This window comes from Acinetobacter sp. NigerLNRRAM0016 (assembly GCF_054112845.1).
In genome coordinates, this window is record NZ_JBSYVT010000018.1 from 37041 (window position 1) to 54204 (window position 17164).

Consider the following 17164-nt stretch of genomic DNA (forward strand, 5'->3'; position numbering starts at 1 on the left):
GTCGCTTTGACTAAAGCATATTGTTCTTCATCGCTTGTTCAGTCATAATTTGCGTAAGCATTATTCAATTCGCCATAATCTAATTGAAATTGCTATAAATCAAAATACGCACCCATCCACCTCACGTTTTTCACTTCACTGGATGGACAAATAGGATATTTTTTCAAAATGACTCAGCAAGCACAGATCATTCAAGGCTCAATAGTCGCAATCGTCACCCCAATGTTTGAAGATGGCAGCGTAGATTGGAAGGGTCTTGAGAAGCTCGTTGAGTGGCACATAGAACAGGGAACAAACAGTATTGTTGCAGTTGGAACAACTGGTGAAGCTTCTACATTAAGCATGGCTGAACATACACAAGTGATTAAAGAAGTCATTCGTGTAGCGAACAAACGTATTCCGATTATTGCTGGCACTGGTGCAAACTCAACACGCGAAGCGATTGAACTAACAAAAGAAGCAAAACAACTGGGTGCTGACGCAGCGCTATTGGTCACCCCATACTACAATAAACCGACTCAAGAAGGCTTATATCAGCATTATAAAGCAATTGCTGAAGCTGTTGATTTACCTCAAATTCTGTATAACGTACCTGGTCGTACTGGCGTCGACTTGGCGAATGAAACGGTCATTCGCCTTGCAGATATCCCGCAAATTGTCGGGATTAAAGATGCCACAGGTGATGTTCCGCGCGGTCAAGCCTTGATTGAAGGCTTAGCTGGCAAAGACATGGTGGTGTACTCAGGTGACGATGCAACCGCATACCAGTTAATCGAACATGGTGCCAAAGGCAACATTTCGGTTACAGCAAACGTTGCACCGAAACAAATGAGCGAAGTGTGTGCTGTTGCAATTGCAGGTGATGCTGCGCGTGCAGAAGAACTGAATGCGCAAGTTGCAAATTTACACAATATTCTATTTTGTGAATCGAACCCAATTCCTGTGAAATGGGCGCTACACGAAATGGGCTTAATTGGTACTGGCATTCGCTTACCATTAACACCTCTTGCAGAACAATACCGCGCACCGCTTCGTGAAGCGTTGGTTGCGGCAGGTATAATCAAATAAAGAGCACTATATTATGCAGTTACGTTTAGGTTTAACCCTTGCACTTTCAGTATTCAGTTTAGCGGGTTGTAGTTCACTTGCAGTTAGCAACAAATCTTTGAACTATAAAGAAACAGCAACCCTCGAACCTCTACAATATCCTGAAGGGTCAATGGTTCGTCCAGCAACGCCACTGTATCCAGCACCAACGGTTGAACCCCTTGCGATTCAACATGCGCCAAAGCTTGAAAATAGCAAGGGCAACCGTTTTGCTCTGCCTCGTCCAGACGTTGCTGCACCAAACAGCTCAGCAACTGCTGCTTCAGAGCAAAATGCTGTGCTCGGTCGTCCGCAACTTCTGACTGATGGAAATCAAAATCCATTGCTCAAAATTGACGGAAATTCTGATACAATTTGGCAGTATACACTTGCCACGCTCAGCAGCCTGAACCAGAACATTGTGGGTCAAAGTAAAAACCGTTACGAAGTAACGCTTAAAATCGATCAGCAGATCTATGTACTGCGACTAACATCAGTAGGTTCAAGTCATAACTTGGCAGTGTTTAATGCCGACAACAGCTTTGCAGATAAAGAAAAAGCTGCAGAACTGTTAACCCAGATTTACCAAAACTGGCCGGCCTAGATCTTACTAGGCATTTTTTTTTGCAAAAGGTTCCCCCATGTTAAAACAAACCTTGCTCTATACTGGTAAAGCGAAATCTGTGTATGAAACAGATAGTCAAGACCACCTGATTTTAGTATTTCGTGATGATGCCTCTGCGTTCAATGGCGAAAAAATCGAACAACTAGATCGTAAAGGCAAGGTGAACAACCGTTTTAACGCCTTTATCATGGAGCAACTGGCTGCTGCAGGCATTGAAACTCATTTTGAAAAACTACTTTCTCCAACTGAAGTGTTGGTGAAGAAATTAGACATGATTCCTGTGGAATGTGTAATTCGTAACTATGCAGCGGGCTCATTGTGCCGTCGCCTAGGTGTTGAAGAAGGCAAAGAATTGACTCCGCCAACATTCGAATTGTTCTTCAAAGATGACGCGCTTGGCGATCCAATGGTGAACGAATCTCAAGCGATTGCTTTAGGTTGGGCAACTGCTCCGCAACTTGAAAAAATGAAAGAACTCACTTACCAAGTGAACAACGTTCTTAAAGCGCTTTTCGACAAAGGCAACATGATTTTGGTCGACTTCAAACTTGAGTTTGGTGTATTCCATGACCGCATCGTGTTAGGTGACGAATTCTCTCCAGACGGTTGCCGTCTATGGGACAAAGACACCAAGAAAAAATTAGACAAAGACCGTTTCCGCCAAGGTTTAGGTGGTGTGGTTGAAGCTTATGAAGAAGTTGCTGCACGTATTGGCATCGACCTTTCAGACATCTAATCTTGTCTGAAGCTTCATAATAAAAAACCGAGTCTGATGTCTCGGTTTTTTTATGCACTGCATAAAATACTTTCAATCTCGATCACTTACATTAAATCTGATCTATCTTCTTTTTTATACTTGAACACGTAAATCTTTGGTGGTGTCCATCACCAATAAACTGGTGATGGAAGAAATGGCCGGAATGGTCCCTAAAACATCGGTATGAAATTTTTTATAAGATTTAATATCTGACACTTCAACTCTGAGCAAATACTCCACCGCCCCCGTAATAGTATGACATTCCGTGACTTCTGGTGCAGCCTCAATCACTTCTTCGAAATGCTTTAAAGAGGCCTTGGAATGACTCGACAAGCCGATGGTCACATAAACAATCAAACCAATACCTAACAGAGAACGATCTATAATGGCTTTATAACCCTTGATCACGCCCCTTTTTTCTAATTCTTGCACTCGTCGTAAACATGCAGATGCAGACAAACCGACGCACTCCGCAAGTTTGGCATTGGTGATATGTGCATCGTTTTCAAGCTCACACAATATTCTTCGGTCTAAGCGATCTAATTCAATCATTTATTGCAATTTATTTAAATTTTAAGCTCAATATAAAATCAAATTGTGTCTAATCAACAATAAAATTCTGTTTATTTTCCGTGTACAGCAGCATGAACAGCAGCCTTTTTATCTCTTATTTGCTTTTTTGTTTGGTCATGACCAGCACACCAGGTCCCAATAATGCCTTGGTCATGCTTTCAGGCGCGCGTTTTGGACTCAAGAAAACTCTGCCTTTAATTTTAGGGATTGCCTGCGGTGTCGCTTTACAACTGATCGCAATAGGCATGGGACTCAACCAAGTCTTTCAATGGTTTCCTGCGCTGCAATTGCTCTTCAGTCTGATCGGAACTGCCTATCTTCTCTGGCTGGCATGGAAAATTGCGTTGAGCGGTCCGCTACAGATCAAGCTTGAAGAAAAACCCACCATGGGCTTTATGCAAGGTGCAATTTTTCAGTGGGTCAACCCCAAAGCATGGATCATGTCGATAAGCACCATTGCCACCTACTTTGCGGTCAACCTTCAATTCAGTGCCATTGTGTATGCTGCCTTAATTTTACTCTTGATCTCGATTCCATGTGTCGGCATCTGGGCGGTTGCAGGCAAGTTTTTACGTCGTCTGCTCATGCAGCCCAAATTTTTCTGCATTTTCAATCTCAGCATGGCACTGGCTCTACTGCTCGCAGTCTTACCAGCTTGCATACAATTCATCAAACTGCAGGCTTAAATCGCTGATTGGATGTACATTTGAGTCAGATTATTAAGTAAAACTGTAAAAAAAAGCAGCAACTGTGTACGCCATAGCGTACACAGCTTCAAGATTTTTCCCACTATGTGCTGTATTGGCTTTTAAATATGATGAAGGATTGCAAATAGGATGTTGCAATACAAAATGAACCTAACCCGTAAAAATGCCCGAATTTCCACCAATATAAAGGTGGAAAGCTGAATAAACCACCAATAAATGGAAGTTTTGGTATATATGTTGCTTTTATTTCAAAGCAAAAGGTGGAGTAAGTTTTGTCTTCGTCTTATTTTTTTGAAATTTGATTTTTTACGGATGCTATATTTACGATGAAAAGCTGGCAAAAGAAAGTTTTACTTTCAACTACATTAATGCTGACAGCTCTTGGCAGCACTGTACAAGCCAAAGAATGGAAAGTCATTCGTTTCGGTACAGAATCCTCTTATGCACCTTTTGAATATAAAACTCCTGACAACAAGTTGGTGGGTTTTGACATCGATTTAGGGAATGCCATTTGTGCCGAATTAAAAGCCAAATGTGTCTGGGTAGAAAACTCTTTCGACGGCATGATTCCTGCCCTCAAAGCGAAAAAATTTGATGGTATCTTGTCTTCGATGACTGTTACTGCAGATCGTTCGAAGCAAATCGCATTCAGTAATAAAATCTACAACACACCAACCCGTATGGTTGCGAAGAAAGGTTCTCCATTACAACCAACCGTGGCTTCACTCAAAGGCAAACGTGTGGGTGTACAACAAGGAACCATCCAAGAAGGCTATGCGAAAGCCTATTGGGCGCCTAAAGGCGTGAATGTGGTCCCTTATCCAAACCAAGACGTACTTTACCAAGACATGGTGTCTGGGCGTCTCGATGCAACATTACAAGATGCCATTATGGTCGATGGCGGCTTCTTGAAATCACCTAAGGGCAAAGCCTTTGCCTTTGCGGGTGGCAATGTGGTGGACGTGAAAACACTGGGTGCAGGTGCTGCGATTGGTTTACGTAAAGAAGATGTAGAGCTTAAACGAGATATCGATAAAGCTTTAGCTGCAATTATTGCCAACGGAACATACAAAAAACTCGAGAAGAAGTACTTCTCGTTCAGCATTTATTGATGACAAAAAAGTGTCGGTTTTATACCGGCACTTTTTCTATCTCACTGAGTTACATCAATATCTTCTTTACCGCTTTTACTCGGAGTAGATGAGTATGTTTTTGTCTGGTTATGGTCCCGTGTTGCTTGAGGGCACTTGGATGACCATACAGCTTGCATTGTTATCACTGTTACTTTCCATCGTGATTGGATTGATTGGTGCAAGTTCTAAACTCTCTAGTCTTAAAATTGTCCGCAATATTGCGACTGCGTATACCACCCTCATTCGTAGTGTGCCTGATCTGGTGATCATGCTCCTAATGTTTTACAGCCTACAACTGGGTCTCAATTCAATTACAGAATCTCTGAACATGGATCAGATTGACATCAATCCATTTGTTGCAGGTGTAATTACCTTGGGCTTTATTTATGGCGCGTATTTTACCGAAACATTTCGTGGTGCATTTCAAGCTGTGCCCAAGGGTCAAATGGAAGCCGCTTTCGCTTATGGCATGACCCCATTGCAAGTGTTTCGACGTGTCCTCTTTCCACAAATGATGCGTTTTGCCTTGCCGGGGATTGGCAACAACTGGCAAGTGCTGATTAAAGCCACGGCTTTGGTCTCGCTGATTGGTTTAACCGACATTGTGAAAATTACCCAAGATGCAGGTCGTAGCACCATGGACGTCTTTTATTTCAGTGTGATTGCTGCGGTCATTTATCTTGCCATTACCACGGTGTCGAATCTGATCCTGATGTGGTTGGAACGTCGTTATTCTGTTGGCGTGAAAAAGGGAAAACTATGATTGAAATTCTTCAACAATATTGGCAGTCGTACCTTTGGACCGATGGTTTTCAAATGACAGGCGTAGCCATGACAGCATGGCTGTTGGTACTTTCTATTGCCATTGGCTTTGTACTGGCAGTGCCATTATCCATTGCCCGCGTATCAGAAAATCCATTTTTACGCCTGCCTGTGTGGCTATATACCTATGTGTTCCGCGGTACGCCACTGTATGTGCAACTCCTGATTATTTACACCGGTATTTATAGTCTCGAATACATTCATGCGCATGAACGCCTAGATGAGTTCTTCCGCGAAGGCTTGAACTGTACCATTTTGGCTTTTGCCCTGAATACCGCAGCCTACACCACGGAAATTTTTGCAGGCGCCATTCGCTCTATTCCTTATGGCGAAATTGAAGCTGCTCGTGCTTTTGGCATGTCTCCGTGGAAGCGTTATACCCGTATTATCATTCCATCCATGTTACGCCGCGCATTGCCGTTCTATGGCAATGAAGTCATTTTAATGCTACATGCGACCACGATTGCCTTTACCGCAACCGTGCCTGATATTTTGAAAATTGCACGCGATGTGAATGCGGCTACCTATGCCACATTTGATGCCTTCGGGATCGCGGCAATCTTGTACGCATGTTTGGCATTTATCTTGATTTGGATATTCCGCAAATTGGAACAACGTTGGTTGGCATTTTTAAAACCATCGAATCATTAGGAGAAACATAGATGGAAAACTCAGCAAAACTGGTGATTCGTGATTTACATAAAACCTTTGGCGACAATGAAGTGCTTAAAGGGGTGTCACTGGATGCCAATGCAGGCGATGTGATCAGTATTATTGGATCTTCGGGTTCAGGTAAAAGTACTTTCTTACGCTGTATCAACTTCTTGGAACAGCCGAGCCAAGGCTCGATTCAACTGAATGGCGAGAAACTAGACACGGTGATCGACAAGTCTGGCAACCTTAAAGCCACCAGTCCACGACAGCTACAAAAAATGCGTACCCAACTCATGATGGTGTTCCAGCATTTCAACTTATGGTCACATATGACCGTACTGGAAAACATCATAGAAGGTCCAATGCATGTTTTGGGCTTAAAACGTGCCGAAGCTGAAGAACGTGCGCGCAAATATTTAAGAAAAGTCGGATTGGCTGAAAGTGTAGAAGGTAAATATCCATCGTTCTTATCTGGCGGACAGCAGCAACGCGTTGCGATTGCACGTGCATTGGCCATGGAACCTGAAGTGATGTTGTTCGATGAGCCTACCAGTGCCTTAGACCCTGAATTGGTCGGTGAAGTACTCAAAGTCATGCAAAGTTTGGCTGAAGAAGGTCGCACCATGATTGTGGTCACGCATGAAATGGGCTTTGCCCGCCATGTTTCCAATCATGTGATTTTCTTACATCAAGGCAAAATTGAAGAACAAGGTGACCCGAAAGAAGTGCTGGTCAATCCGAAAAGTGAACGCTTAAAACAATTCTTAGAAGGCAACTTTAAATAAATGTTGTTGTACGCCACAGCGTACAGCAATTCAGGAAAATCTCCTCTATGTCACTCACGCTGTTTTGCATATGATGGGGACATAGAGAACAGGAAGTTCCAACACATAAAACAATAATGATAAGTGGCAACACCAGGATGTGAGGTACGACAGGAGTTATACCTAAACAGTGCATACGAAAAAGCCCGACAGGATGTCGGGCTTTTTTATGTCTGTTGTTCTGCGTTCAATTACTGCTGCTGTTGCTCTTGCATCCAGCGACGTTGCTGTAAACGCTCACCTTCCACTTCACGTTTATTGCGAGCAGATTCATACAGCTTAGTGCCTTTTAATTCAGGCGGCAAATACTCCTGCAACACAAAATGTTCGGGATAGTTATGTGGATAGAGGTAGTCCACCCCATAGCCCTGCTGCTTCATCAGTTTGGTCGGGGCATTACGTAAATGTAGCGGCACAGGTAAATTGGCCGTTCTTTCTGCCAACTCCAAAGCTTTATTGATGGCCAAATAGGTACTGTTACTTTTGGCACTGGTCGCCAGATAGACTGCACATTGTCCCAAAATAATTCGCGCCTCGGGCATGCCAACCGCTTGAACCGAACGGAAACATTCCCCCGCCAGCAACAAGGCATTCGGGTTTGAATTGCCAATATCTTCCGACGCAGAAATGAGCATGCGACGCGCAATAAACACAGGGTCTTCACCACCCTTCAGCATCCGCGCCATCCAATACAAAGCAGCATCAGGATCACTGCCACGAATAGACTTGATAAAAGCCGAAACCAAATCATAGTGTTGCTCGCCCGATTTGTCGTAACGGGCAATATTTTGCTGGGCAACACGCACCACAATGGCATTGGTGATGATGTTCTCGACATCGGCTTCAAAGGTACTGGCGATGAGGTCAAGTAAATTCAGTGCCTTCCGTGCATCACCTGCAGCAAACTGAATTAAGGCATCAAACTCTTCAATCTGGATGTAACGTTGTTTTAAAAATGAATCTTGCTGCACTGCACGCAGTATCAATTCCTGAATTGCCTCATTGCTCAGCGCATTCAAGGTATAGACCTGACAACGCGACAATAAAGCACTGTTTACTTCAAAGGATGGGTTTTCGGTGGTCGCCCCGATCAGGGTGATTTTGCCTTTCTCGACTGCATTTAACAGCGCATCTTGCTGTGACTTGTTAAAGCGATGAATCTCATCAATAAACACCACTGGCGTGAGCAAATCACCACTTTCCGCAATAATTTCCCGAAGCTCTTTAACCCCCGTATTCAATGCCGATAAACTGACAAAAGGGCGGTCTACCGCCTGCGCCAACAATAAGGCGATGGTGGTTTTCCCCACCCCTGGCGGTCCCCAGAAAATAATCGAAGGCAAATGCCCCTGATCAATCATCTGACGTAACGGTGCCTGCTCGCCCAACAAATGCTCTTGCCCAATAATTTCAGACAAATCACGAGGACGAAGACGTTCTGGAAGAGGAATCTGGGTGTCTGACATACGGTTATTTCAGCCAATGAATGTGGTTCTAGTCTACACTGGAATGCTTATCCGACTGAACACCTGAATGCGGAAGATCCAACTAGAATAAATGATAGTTCAAAACATCCAGTAAAGATGCCGAGAACATTTGTCCATGACTCCGATTTGGATACAGCAGCAATTTACTGTGCACCCCACGCTGTTCAAAGCTGGCAATCACTTGGCGATTATCCTGCAGGGTATTCGGATTAAAATTCGGGCTGGCACGTCCCTGATGTTGGGCAGCCAAATCTCCTTCCATCACCCATAAGCTTGGCGTTTGCGCTGTGACTGCCACTTTGCTGTGTAGATTCTTCATGATCCGTGCATCTGCCCACGACAAAGATGGACTTGCCGCAAAATAATGACTGAAATACTGAGCATGCAGCAGACTGTCCAGCACAAATAAACCGCCATAAGAATGTCCCCACAAAGCTTGTCGCTTGGGATCTAATTGTACTTGAGAAGCCACCCACGGCTGGATCTGTTGCAACAGTACTTCACGAAACTGGGCACTGCCCCCGCTTAAGCGTTCAGGCTGACGTGGGTCTACCGTAATACGTCCTGTTTCATCCGCAGGGGTATAGTCCACAGCACGGGCAACCGTATCAAAGGGTAATGCCGTGTCATAACCAATTGCCACCAAGACAGGCGCCTGTTGCGTGCTGAGTTTTTGTAGCAGCTCTTCGCTTAAATAAGACATGGCCGAATTACCATCCAGCATAAATAATGCGGATGCTGGCTTGGCTTGTGGCTGTAAGCTACGCGGCAATCCTAACCAGACCTTATAACGACGTTGCTGGTCTGCGGAACTGAAATAACGAATTTGAAACTGATAATAGGCTGAACCCGTATCCGCAATATTGGGGCCTAAGGCTTCGAGACTCGGTTTCGCCTGTAGCTGGGTGGTCAGCGCAAAAAAGCTCAAGCACATCCAGCCTGCCCATAATGCAGCCTTAAAACGAACAATCGACATCTCAATCTCTCAGCAGTGATCAGGCACACCCATATTACTGAGATTAAGAATTATTATCAATTAAATCCAAAAGAAGAATTAGCGTACCCAGCGCACAATATATTCATCAATCTCATCTTCATTGACTTCAGTTTCTGAAATACAACGTCCCGCCGCCGACTTTCGGGCTTGAATCACACTTTGTCGTGATCCTGTATTCAGATAATGCCAAGAAGGTAAATTCTTGCCTTCACTCAGACGTCGATAAGCACAACTGGCAGGCAACCAGTGAATTTGTTCTAATTTTTCTGGGGTGAGCTGAATACAGTCTGGCACATACTGCAAACGTTCAGGATAATTGCTACAACGCGCACTACGGCAATCTAACAACTTGCACGCCACTTTGGTGTACGCGACTTCATGCGTATCTTCATCTTCAAGTTTCACCAGACAGCATAAGCCACAGCCATCGCATAATGCCTCCCACTCTTGTGGATTCAAGGCTTCAAGCGGATATTTTTTCCAGAACTGCGGGCGTAATTCACTAGACATGGTCGGCAAAAATCAAAAATAACATGACTATTATATCAATAAATTCCTGCAACAATGCAGCAATCTCTTTTACGTTAAATCATAGGCTTACTCCAAGATTCGAACACTTTTTAGACAAAAGCGCAACAGTCCCTGTGCCGACCCGAACCTATACTGAATGGCAAGACAACAACAACATGGAGAAGACTTATGTTCCGTTGGGCGATTATTTTTGCAGTGATTGCATTAATTGCAAGCTTACTCGGCTTTGGTGGTGTTGCAGGGCTATCCAAAGACTTTGCAGTGATCTTATTGGTCGTTGCCGTCATTTTAGCCATTATCGGCTTTATCTCGAGAGGGAAAGCGTAGATTACGGTCATCAGGTTAACTCAAAAAAAGAAGGATTTTTCCTTCTTTTTTTGTCTTGAATTTCAGCAATTTCGGCAAAAAATTCAGAAAGCGTGATGACATCATCATCTCTCCCTCTTAAATTCAGAATATAAAATCATGTTAATTATTAATGTATTAAATCTATACATCCAAATTTTATGATGTTTTTTTACACTTCTTTGCTGCATCGACATCAATTTTTAAAAATGATTGATTATTTTTATGCTTTAATCAGTAAATTCTCATACGCAATAATACCAAGGACTAAAGGATGACCACCAACATTCAGACACGCGAAATTGAATATACCACAGCCGATGGGACTCGCCTGATTGGATATTTTGCTGCACCCAGTACTGCAACACCTGTTGCTGGAATCTTGGTTGCACCTGAATGGTGGGGACGTAATGCCTATACCGAACAACGTGCGCGTGAATTGGCAGAACATGGTTATGCCGCCTTAGCGATTGATATGTACGGCGATAAAAAAGTGACGTCCTCTGCGGCTCAAGCCAATGAATGGATGATGCAAACCTTTCAGGCACCAGACACCATTGTGACTCGTGCGTCAGCAGGTCTGGCGGCGTTGGCTGCACAAAACGAAGTAAATGCAGATAAACTGGCTGCAATTGGCTTCTGCTATGGCGGTAAAGTCATGCTGGATTTGGCACGTTCTGGTGCAGATCTCCAAGCTGTGGTGACCTTCCATGCCAACCTTTCAGCGCAAACGCCTGCGCAAGCGGGTCAGGTGAAAGCTGAAATCTTGGTGCTGCATGGTGAACTCGACAGCATGGTCAGCCTAGATGATGTGGCACATTTCCGTGAAGAAATGTATGCCGCGCAAGTTCCGCATGAGGTAATTGTATTTGAAGATGCCAAGCATGGTTTTAGTAACCCCGAAGCCGATGAGAAAGCCAAAACCAATGGCGTTGACTTAGGCTACAATGCTGAAGCAGAACACCAAGGACTTGAAGCCATGTATGAATTGCTACAACGTCGTTTAGGCGAATAAAAAGTACAAAAGTAGATGCAGGATGAATCCTGCATCCATTTTAAATTTGATTGATTTTTTAAGAGGACAAGATAATGACTGAGAACAACTGCCCATACTGCAATTTTGATGAATTTGATGTCATCGATAAAAATGAGTTTGGTGTCATTTTGCCTGAGCCGAATGCACTCTCTAAAGGACATTGCGTCATTATCCCTCTACGCCATGTCAGCTCTTTCTTTGACATTACCGACAAAGAACGTAAAAGTTTAATGTCGTTGTTAGAACTGGCGCGTAACGAGTTAAAGTTACGTCATCAACCGTCAGGTTTCCACGTTGGTTTTAATGATGGGACTGTGTTTGGTGAGGCATCTGAACACTTACATATTCATATTATTCCACGTTATGAAGACCAACCCCTTAAACTAGATGCGCGTTGGGGTATGTTAAGCGAAGCTTAATCCCTTTCCCGATCTGTAAAAAAATGATGCTTCGGCATCATTTTTTTACAGCAAAATTTATGGCACTCACGCTACAAAAAGCGGTGGCTCCGCTATACTAAGCGGCTTGAAATTGTATTGAGTTCGCATGTCTCTGTTTTCTTTCTCTGAAGCCCTGTTAAACTGGTTCGATCTGCATGGTCGACATGACCTGCCTTGGCAAGTCGCAGATAACCCGTACCAAGTTTGGGTCTCCGAGATTATGCTGCAACAGACACAAGTCAAAACCGTACTGCAATACTTCGAGCGTTTTATCGAACGCTTTCCTACTGTTGAAGATTTAGGTCGCGCCTCATGGGATGATGTTGCGCCCTACTGGGCAGGTCTAGGTTACTATGCCCGCGCGCGTAATTTACATAAAGCCGCAGGCATTGTGGCGCAGCAAGGTCATTTCCCGCGTAAATTGGAAGAATGGATGGCACTGCCTGGCATTGGTCGCTCCACCGCTGGCGCATTGATGTCTTTGGGACTGCGTCAATACGGCGTGATTATGGACGGCAATGTAAAACGGGTTCTGGCACGTTTCTATGCCATTGAAGATGATTTGAGTAAACCCGTGCATGAACGCTCACTGTGGCAACTGGCAGAAGAGTTATGTCCTGAGCAGCGCAATCATGATTATACCCAAGCGATTATGGACTTAGGGGCAACCATCTGTACCCCGAAAAAACCCTTGTGTTTATATTGCCCTATGCAACAGCAGTGTAAGGCCCATCAACAGGGACTTGAAACTGAACTGCCGTATAAAAAGCCCAAGAAAGCAGTTCCTGTAAAATCGGCTCAAGTGATGGTGTTGCAGTGCCAAGATCAATGGCTGTGGTTACAACGTCCCAATACCGGTTTATGGGGCGGTTTGTGGAGCTTGCCAATCTATGAAGATAGTGCGGAACTGAGTCAAACCACACAAATGCTCGGTCTAAAAGCAAACCGCCAGCGTGCCCAAATCTCACATAGTTTTACCCATTTCACGTGGCTGCTGGAGGCAATCTGTTTCCACGTGGAACCTGAACAGCAAGAGCATATTGCCATTGAACTTTCAGGCACTTGGTTCACGCCACAAAAAGCTACACAAATGGGGCTGCCAACGGCCATGAAAAAATTGATCTCGGCCTTAGAGATATGACATAGTCAGAAACTGAAATTTTAGCGTCTTGAAAATCACAATAACGAAAAGGATAAATTGTGCTTCGTCATTTTGCGATTACCAGTTTGACTATTGGGTTAATGACCCTGACTGCCTGTACCTCGACACCCAAGAAGACAGGCTCAACGCTGCCTCCCTCAACAGTACAAGAGCTGCAAGGCATGCCGCTCAAATCCAAGCTCCCGATTCCTGTACAAAATATTCGAGCCAAACAATTGAGTGACACCTGGGGTGCTTCACGCAGTCAGGGACGTCGACATGAAGGCATCGACATCATGGCTCCACGTGGAACAAAAGTGTATAGCACCACCGATGGCTTAATTGCAGACTTACGCGATAACAATTTGGGTGGTAAAGTAATTTGGGTGTTGGGACCGAGTGGTTCGTGGCATTATTATGCGCACTTGAATGAGCATAAACGTGGCCTATCCGTCGGAGATTTCGTGAAAAAAGGCGATCTCATCGGCTATGTGGGTAATACGGGCAATGCTCGACATACGGCACCACATTTACATTATGGAATTTATTTAGCAGGTAAAGGTCGCGGTGCGGTCAATCCTTTTCCATATTTACGTTAATTTTTTAGGAAATACACATGTCTGAAGTGTTGATGAATCGTCTGGTTGAATTTGCAGAATCAGGCAATCAACAAAAAATTGTGGTTGCAGGACAAAGCTATCAAGGCTGGATCATGGAAATTACGGATGATGCCCTGCTCATCAGTACAGGTTTTGTAGACAAGTCAGGCAAAGATTTCTGGATTTCGTTTAACGACTTACCACAAGCCGCTTTATCCTACTGGGACAATAAAGCGGATCAATGGGTAGACTTCACCTTATAAACTGATAACAACATAGAATAGAGAGGAAGAATGACAAAACAACGCTGTGGCTGGTGTACCGAGGATCCTCTCTACATTGCTTACCATGATCATGAATGGGGGCAACCTGTACATGATGAACAACATCTGTTTGAAATGCTGTGTCTTGAAGGACAACAGGCAGGACTGTCATGGATTACGGTACTGAAAAAACGCGAAAGTTATCGCCAGCATTTTTTCCAGCATTCCATTCAACACATTGCAGAACTGAGCGATGCCGAGCTAGAAGCCAAATTACAAGACGCTGGACTGATTCGACACATTGGCAAACTGCATGCCATTCGTGATAATGCGCGGGCTTGGCAGAACCTGAAACAGGAACATGATGTGGTTGATTGGCTATGGCACTTTGTCGACCATACGCCTATTTTGAATGCCGTGCCCAACTATAAAACGGCACCTGCTCAAACTGAAATAAGCCAGCAGATGTCCAAAGCCTTAAAGAAAAAAGGCTTTAAATTTGTCGGTCCCACCACCTGTTATGCCTTTATGCAAGCCGTAGGCATGGTCGATGATCATGAAGACTGCTGTCCATCCAAGAACACTGCAACCCAATAAAACACGATAAAAACAGAGGATGTCGCCATGAATAATAACCTGATCAATAGCTATGCTGCCCTGCAACAAGGCGAAGCATTGGTACCGTTTCAATTTGATGCAGGCGAACTGCTTCCTCATCAAGTAGAAATTCAGGTGGAATATTGTGGCTTGTGTCATTCCGATCTTTCTGTGATTGACAACGAATGGAACAATGCCGTCTATCCGGTGGTGGCCGGACATGAAGTGATAGGCACCATTGCCCGTCTTGGAGCTGAAGCCAAAGGTTTGCAGATTGGTCAACGTGTCGGGTTGGGCTGGACCGCGGAAAGCTGCCAATATTGTGATTCATGTATGGCAGGACAACCTGTGCTGTGTACAGGTGGCAGTACTGCAACTATCGTCGGTCATGCAGGTGGCTTTGCCGATAAAGTCCGTGCCGCATGGCAATGGGTAATTCCCCTACCTGATGACCTTGCGCCTGAAAGTGCAGGTCCGTTGCTGTGTGGTGGCATTACCGTATTTGATCCTTTACTCAAACACCAAATTCAAGCCACGCATCATGTCGGGGTGATCGGGATTGGCGGTTTGGGACACATGGCAATTAAGTTACTCAAAGCATGGGGCTGTGAGATTACCGCCTTTACTTCAAGCATGGACAAGACCGATGAGCTCAAAGCTATGGGCGCGGACCATGTGGTGAATAGCCGCGATGTGGAGGCGCTGAAATCTCAGCGAGGAAAATTCGACCTCTTGCTGAGTACCGTGAATGTTACCCTGAATTGGCCTGCTTATATCAGTACGCTGGCACCGAATGGCACCATGCATCTGCTAGGGGTACCGTTGGAACCAATCAAGTTTAATACGGGCAGTCTGATTGGTGGAGCAAAGTCAATCACAGGCTCTCCTACAGGTTCGCCTGCGGCTTTACGCCAACTGCTCAAGTTCGCTGCACGGAAAAACATTGCGCCGCAAATAGAGTTGTTCCCGATGTCGCAACTGAATCAAGCGATTGAACGATTGCATTCTGGCAAAGCCCGTTATCGGATTGTGCTTCAAGCTGACTTCGAATCCAGCACAGCTTGAAGCCCTAATTGCTGCCGCACCCAATCCGCCAGACACACAATGGCTTGGCGGATTTCTAATGACAACTCATGCCCTGCATTTAAACGAATACAGTTTTTATAGCGCTGCTCTTCCCCAAACACGATGCCTGGCACAATGCTGATGCCTTGCTGCTGTGCATAGCGGTAAATGTCCAAACTGTGAATTTGATCGGGTAATTGTAGCCACAGCGCATAACCGCCTTTGGGCTGACTCAAACGAATCTCGATACCCGCAAACACCTGAATCAAAAATTGCCGATACTGTTCAACCTGCTGCATTAAATTGGGTTTTAACTGATTTAAATGCTCACGATAGGCACGGCTGTAAATCAGATCTGCCAACCCCAATTGTAAAGGCGTATTCACTGCAACATTCCGCGTGAGCAATTGTGCACGTAAATGCTGTAAGCGGGAAGGCATACAGAACCAACCCACCCGATACGCAGTTGATAAGGATTTTGAAACCGAGCCACAGTAAATCACGTAGCCCTGTCGGTCCCAGTATTGAATCGGCAAAGGTCGCTTTAAGTCAAAACTGCATTCCGCATAAATGTCATCCTCAATCACATAGCATTGATATTTCGCGGCTAACTGGGCAATTTGCTCTTTCTCTGTGGGGCTTAAACAAAAGCCCAGCGGGTTTTGAAAATTGGCTGTGAGCAGGCAGGCTTTTGCCCCCGAATGTTGCATCGCCTGCTCCAGTCGCTGTAAATCAAAACCATTGGCATTCGCAGGAATTTCCACAATTTTACGATTCAAACTCGCCAACAATTGTAACTGCCCATTAAAATTGGGCGTCGGTACAATAATACTGTCCCCTTCTTGAGTCAGGGTTTGAATCACCACCGACAGTGCAGGCATACAACCATTGCTGATATAAATCTCTTCAGGAGCAATATAAATCCCATCTTCCGCCCAATGTGCCGACAACGCCTCGCGCAAACGACGATGTCCCTGTTTGTCGCTATACAGAAAATCTTCAGGTTTGCTGTGTTTTAAAGCCCGTTGAATGGAACGGCGGAGTGCCTCTACAGGCACCAAATTCGGAGACAATTGAATCGAGCCCAGATGGATCATCTGGTCATGAATTGAGGCTTCCTGAATTTCAATTTGCAGTTCCAAGTTAGAGACTTCGCGTGCCGTAGTAGCAAAATCCGCATGTTGCGGGAGCGCCACCGCCAAAGCTTGCGGCTGCACAAAATAGCCCGCCTGTGGTCTTGCTGCAATCAAACCTTGCGCTTCTAGCAATTCATAACAACTTTTTGCAGTATTCAGACTGACCTGTTGTAACTGGGCAAACTGCCGTAAGGAACTTAAACGTTGCCCTGCCCCCAATTCCCCTGCATAGATTTTCTGTGCCAACTGGTGTGCCAAATCACGATACTGGATGCCCATCACTGTACTCATTTTTTAAAATATTTTGTATCTGTAACCAAGAGTACACCCTGCCTATGCTAGCCGT

General features: G+C 44.8%; 21 protein-coding genes. 16 read left to right on the top strand and 5 right to left on the bottom strand.

All coding sequences use genetic code 11. The annotated features are described in order from the left end of the window. The first annotated feature begins 168 nt into the window (after positions 1-168). From dapA to purC, 3 genes are read left to right on the top strand one after another with little or no spacing between them, the layout of a single operon-like run. Entirely contained in the window at positions 169-1068 is a 900-nt protein-coding gene (gene dapA, locus ACWQ4X_RS12170; RefSeq protein WP_100241120.1) for a 4-hydroxy-tetrahydrodipicolinate synthase, read from the top strand. Positions 1069-1081: 13 nt separating this feature from the next. Further along, on the top strand, positions 1082-1690 hold the full coding sequence (locus ACWQ4X_RS12175; protein WP_100241119.1) for a lipoprotein-34 precursor (NlpB): 609 nt from the start codon (positions 1082-1084) through the stop codon (positions 1688-1690). Positions 1691-1727: 37 nt separating this feature from the next. Next, positions 1728-2447 carry a phosphoribosylaminoimidazolesuccinocarboxamide synthase gene (purC, locus tag ACWQ4X_RS12180; protein WP_100241118.1) on the top strand — a complete coding sequence of 240 codons (720 nt, stop codon included), beginning with the start codon at positions 1728-1730 and terminating at the stop codon, positions 2445-2447. A 114-nt stretch (positions 2448-2561) separates the two neighbouring features. Here purC and ACWQ4X_RS12185 read toward each other — a convergent pair whose 3' ends face one another. After that, a complete protein-coding gene (locus tag ACWQ4X_RS12185) occupies positions 2562-3020 on the bottom strand; it encodes an Lrp/AsnC family transcriptional regulator (protein ID WP_457903816.1) in 459 nt (152 codons plus the stop codon). 137 nt (positions 3021-3157) lie between these two features. On the opposite strand from ACWQ4X_RS12185, the gene ACWQ4X_RS12190 reads away from it, so the two are divergent. The 5 genes from ACWQ4X_RS12190 to ACWQ4X_RS12210 all read left to right on the top strand — a co-directional run bounded on the left by ACWQ4X_RS12190 (position 3158) and on the right by ACWQ4X_RS12210 (position 7142). Next, positions 3158-3727, top strand: a complete 570-nt coding sequence (locus tag ACWQ4X_RS12190; RefSeq protein ID WP_457903817.1) for a LysE family translocator — start codon at positions 3158-3160, stop codon at positions 3725-3727. Positions 3728-4074: 347 nt separating this feature from the next. After that, positions 4075-4860 carry an ABC transporter substrate-binding protein gene (locus tag ACWQ4X_RS12195; RefSeq protein WP_100241115.1) on the top strand — a complete coding sequence of 262 codons (786 nt, stop codon included), beginning with the start codon at positions 4075-4077 and terminating at the stop codon, positions 4858-4860. 94 nt (positions 4861-4954) lie between these two features. After that, complete coding sequence (locus ACWQ4X_RS12200) at positions 4955-5644, top strand: ABC transporter permease (protein ID WP_457903843.1); 690 nt, start codon at positions 4955-4957, stop codon at positions 5642-5644. Then, complete coding sequence (locus ACWQ4X_RS12205; RefSeq protein WP_100241113.1) at positions 5641-6354, top strand: ABC transporter permease; 714 nt, start codon at positions 5641-5643, stop codon at positions 6352-6354. Before ACWQ4X_RS12200 ends, ACWQ4X_RS12205 begins: the two co-directional genes overlap by 4 nt. An 11-nt stretch (positions 6355-6365) precedes the next feature. After that, entirely contained in the window at positions 6366-7142 is a 777-nt protein-coding gene (locus tag ACWQ4X_RS12210; protein WP_100241112.1) for an ABC transporter ATP-binding protein, read from the top strand. A gap of 230 nt (positions 7143-7372) precedes the next feature. On the opposite strand, the gene ACWQ4X_RS12215 is transcribed toward ACWQ4X_RS12210, so the two are convergent. The 3 genes from ACWQ4X_RS12215 to ACWQ4X_RS12225 all read right to left on the bottom strand — a co-directional run bounded on the left by ACWQ4X_RS12215 (position 7373) and on the right by ACWQ4X_RS12225 (position 10175). Next, complete coding sequence (locus ACWQ4X_RS12215) at positions 7373-8647, bottom strand: replication-associated recombination protein A (protein WP_457903818.1); 1275 nt, start codon at positions 8645-8647, stop codon at positions 7373-7375. Between the two features lie 82 nt (positions 8648-8729). Further along, a complete protein-coding gene (locus tag ACWQ4X_RS12220; RefSeq protein ID WP_457903819.1) occupies positions 8730-9644 on the bottom strand; it encodes an alpha/beta hydrolase in 915 nt (304 codons plus the stop codon). A gap of 78 nt (positions 9645-9722) precedes the next feature. Next, positions 9723-10175: a YcgN family cysteine cluster protein gene (locus ACWQ4X_RS12225; protein WP_457903820.1), complete on the bottom strand. Its 453-nt coding sequence runs from the start codon at positions 10173-10175 to the stop codon at positions 9723-9725. Positions 10176-10364: 189 nt separating this feature from the next. Here ACWQ4X_RS12225 and ACWQ4X_RS12230 point away from each other — a divergent pair, with 189 nt between their 5' ends. From ACWQ4X_RS12230 to ahr, 8 genes are all read left to right on the top strand, one after another. Beyond that, positions 10365-10523, top strand: coding sequence for a DUF1328 domain-containing protein (locus ACWQ4X_RS12230; RefSeq protein ID WP_016168908.1), 159 nt, complete (start codon positions 10365-10367; stop codon positions 10521-10523). A 292-nt stretch (positions 10524-10815) separates the two neighbouring features. Beyond that, positions 10816-11556: a dienelactone hydrolase family protein gene (locus ACWQ4X_RS12235; RefSeq protein WP_457903821.1), complete on the top strand. Its 741-nt coding sequence runs from the start codon at positions 10816-10818 to the stop codon at positions 11554-11556. Positions 11557-11630: 74 nt separating this feature from the next. Further along, the gene (locus ACWQ4X_RS12240) at positions 11631-11996 is read left to right on the top strand and encodes an HIT family protein (protein WP_161932827.1); all 366 of its coding nucleotides are present in this window, start codon (positions 11631-11633) and stop codon (positions 11994-11996) included. Positions 11997-12123: 127 nt separating this feature from the next. Then, positions 12124-13158, top strand: a complete 1035-nt coding sequence (gene mutY / locus ACWQ4X_RS12245; protein WP_457903822.1) for an A/G-specific adenine glycosylase — start codon at positions 12124-12126, stop codon at positions 13156-13158. A gap of 101 nt (positions 13159-13259) precedes the next feature. Next, positions 13260-13757: a M23 family metallopeptidase gene (locus ACWQ4X_RS12250; protein ID WP_457903844.1), complete on the top strand. Its 498-nt coding sequence runs from the start codon at positions 13260-13262 to the stop codon at positions 13755-13757. Between the two features lie 17 nt (positions 13758-13774). Further along, a complete protein-coding gene (locus ACWQ4X_RS12255; protein WP_457903823.1) occupies positions 13775-14020 on the top strand; it encodes a hypothetical protein in 246 nt (81 codons plus the stop codon). A gap of 30 nt (positions 14021-14050) precedes the next feature. Further along, complete coding sequence (locus ACWQ4X_RS12260; RefSeq protein WP_457903824.1) at positions 14051-14617, top strand: DNA-3-methyladenine glycosylase I; 567 nt, start codon at positions 14051-14053, stop codon at positions 14615-14617. A 27-nt stretch (positions 14618-14644) separates the two neighbouring features. Beyond that, a complete protein-coding gene (gene ahr / locus ACWQ4X_RS12265; RefSeq protein ID WP_457903825.1) occupies positions 14645-15682 on the top strand; it encodes an NADPH-dependent aldehyde reductase Ahr in 1038 nt (345 codons plus the stop codon). Here the strand turns inward: ahr and ACWQ4X_RS12270 are convergent. Beyond that, positions 15652-17097 (bottom strand): aminotransferase-like domain-containing protein, encoded by a 1446-nt coding sequence (locus tag ACWQ4X_RS12270; protein WP_457903826.1) that lies wholly within the window; start codon positions 17095-17097, stop codon positions 15652-15654. The two genes, ahr and ACWQ4X_RS12270, sit on opposite strands and share 31 nt — an antisense overlap. Positions 17098-17164: the final 67 nt, after the last annotated feature.